Source organism: Enterobacter cloacae complex sp. SHL012 (assembly GCF_049237505.1).
In the GTDB taxonomy this organism is placed as follows: domain Bacteria; phylum Pseudomonadota; class Gammaproteobacteria; order Enterobacterales; family Enterobacteriaceae; genus Enterobacter; species Enterobacter kobei.
Map to the genome: position 1 here is coordinate 1 of NZ_JBMKIZ010000015.1, position 1,442 is coordinate 1,442.

Consider the following 1,442-nt stretch of genomic DNA (forward strand, 5'->3'; position numbering starts at 1 on the left):
TCGGTTTGGGAAGTAGCGCCACGCTGGATGCAGGTACAGCTGCCGGGAATGTCATGCATGTAGGAGCATTCGGGTTGCCAACTGGTGATGCTAGGGCCTTTAAAACAGATATGGCAGTTGCTCCTGATGGGACAAATTTCAATGCCCTGACTGAACCCGGTACATATCGTTTGCTGTTAGATATGGCGAAATCAACCTCAGGGCCTATCACCAGCTGGTACGGGTATGTTCAAAATTATGTTCGTATTTCAGATGCAGCCTTAACGCAGTTCTGCTTGCCGTATGCCAGCAAAACTGATGCAGGAAGGTTTTTTTTCAGAGGTTACAATACTGATGCATGGAGCCCATGGAAGGAGATAATGACGTCTGCAGTTTCTGACAGATTTATGAAAAATATTGGTGACGATCTCGATCCAGAAAAGGCGCTGGGCAACATTTCACGGATGGAGTTCAAACACTTCACCTTCAAAGATGATAAAACGCAAACCCCACGTCGCGGAGTGATATCACAGCAAATTGAGACAATCGATCCTGAATATGTCAAAGAAATTGGGGGCATATTACACCTTGACCAGACACCTCTGTTGCTCGATGCGCTGGCCGCGATAAAAGCCCTGGCAATCCGCGTCAGGGCTTTAGAGGGAGACGCTAAAGCTGCGGCTCCTGCCTCATCTGCTGGTTAAATAGGGAATCTTCAGGCATATCCAGGCGAACATCGATCCAGCTGTTCGCCGGTACGTCCATCGGTTCACCTTTGGTTTTGATGATCTCACCTTCATCGCTCAACATGTATTTTCGCTTAAACAAGCGGATTTTCAGACAACTGCTGTCGGTTTGATCTGCCTCAACAACACCAAGCTCCCCCATGCCGCCTGGGTCCATTGGCGGCAGTAGCTGCCATCCCTCAGAAGCCAGACCTGCTGAACCGATGAGCATATAAATACCCACATCGAGGCGAGAGAGAGTTATCCCCTCCGCTTCTGCGTTCGCCGTGCCGCAGCCGCACCAGACAAAACCATCCTCCGCTATATCGTCCCGCTGGCACGCTTCCTGGCTCGCTACGATACGGGCAACCGGAGACGCAGCTTTCAGGGTGCCATCACTGGACTTTGTGGTATTACCCGTGGTGTAAGCCTCCTGATATGACCAGGACGAGCCACCGTAATACGAAAACCACGTCCGCCGTAGAATATAGGCCTGATGAATACGGGTTGGTCGGCTGCCCCGATTGACGACTATAGACGTAATGCCGGTATTTGCAGTCAACCCCAGTTGGGTCTGTCCGTCATTTTGATGGGAGGAGAAACAGGTCGGTGTAAATGCGTCCATAGCGTCCAACAGTGGGCCGTCTCCGTTGATAGTTCCAAGCCCAAATGCTCCCACTTGCATGATGTTCCCGGCAGTCGTTCCGACGTCCTTCGTCGCGCTACTTCCCAAACCGA

At 51.3% G+C, this 1,442-nt stretch carries 2 protein-coding genes; one reads left to right on the top strand and one right to left on the bottom strand.

Features of this window, described 5'->3' with window-relative positions; genetic code table 11:
- The coding region (locus ACOTY9_RS22025; RefSeq protein ID WP_421637405.1) for a pyocin knob domain-containing S74 family peptidase at window positions 1–683 on the top strand (683 nt) is incomplete at its 5' end.
- Here ACOTY9_RS22025 and ACOTY9_RS22030 read toward each other — a convergent pair.
- Entirely contained in the window at window positions 649–1,329 is a 681-nt protein-coding gene (locus ACOTY9_RS22030; RefSeq protein ID WP_235611141.1) for a phage tail protein, read from the bottom strand. The genes ACOTY9_RS22025 and ACOTY9_RS22030 overlap by 35 nt on opposite strands.
- Window positions 1,330–1,442 lie beyond the last annotated feature (113 nt).